Annotated in this window: 1 pseudogene; it reads left to right on the top strand. The window is 38.1% G+C overall.

What is annotated here, in order from left to right:
* Positions 1 to 402: pseudogene (locus F6K49_RS51630) on the top strand (glycosyl transferase); the annotation flags it as partial.
* Positions 403 to 1134 lie beyond the last annotated feature (732 nt).

Raw genomic sequence — 1134 nt, forward strand, 5'->3', positions numbered from 1 at the left:
GGTCATATCGAGACTTTGCTCAACCAAGTTCCTAAGTTGCTCAAAGAGTCTGTTCGTCAAAGACGTTTCGACCTATTAGCGATCGCATTAGACTTATGTGTGCCACCATTGTCCCTATTGGTTCTAATTTGGGTGGCTGCTACAGGGGGATCTTTACTCGGGGTAGCCTTAGGAGGATCATGGATAAGTACTATTGTCTTACTCATAGAAGGAGTGCTGCTGTTAATTGCGATTGTTGAAGGTTGGGCTAAATTTTGCCGAGCAGACTTTCCGATCCTGATGCTCTTAGCTGTGCCGATTTACATTCTGTGGAAAATTCCTCTCTATCTGGCTTTTCTGGTGGAACCTCAGACCAAGTGGATTCGCACAGAACGAGATGCAGTCGATACCCCATCATCGTAATCAACTGATTCTACTAGGAGAGATCATTATCTGGTCTCTTCTTTAGCCTAGGTATAGGATTGTTAAGTAATTGTTTGAGAGTCAGGGTTAATTAAATTTTTAATATCATTATTTAGCCCACGGAAGTATCCTTGGGCTTACCTATTTTGGAGATAAATATTTTATATTTTGCCCATAAATACTATAAAATATAGTAGGATCATAAGTGTATAATTAACTAAAAGTAAACTGGTGGATATTACCAAGTATTTACAGTCGGACTACAGATCGATATGAGGAGATGGTAAGATTAAAGTTATCTGTAGCAGTAATTAAAATAATTGGTATCAACTTGATTTGCATTTATTAATATTAATCAAGTTTTACATGACAAAAGTATTGTAAAAAAAATACTATAAATAACCGAAACAAAAGGAGTTTACGGCACTCCATAATATGGATAAATTTTGCTTCTACATCGATCAACTATAGCATCGATGTGAAAAGGGTTATAAACCTGGACAATCCGGATTATTGCCCTGAGAGTTGGTAATTATTAGTGTCTCCCTGCAAAAATTAGCATCCTCTTGGATATACAACAGGGGGCTGAAACCTTATCAACTAGTAAAGGGGCAGACAATTGCAACAACTAACATTAAACGAGCAAGATGAGTTAAATACTCCTCAAAAAGGATTAAATCTCGGTCCGCTTTTGAGGATTGCCCGACGCCAAGCCATGGTGGTTGCAGGGAT

The sequence above is a fragment of the Moorena sp. SIO3I6 genome (genome assembly GCF_010672095.1).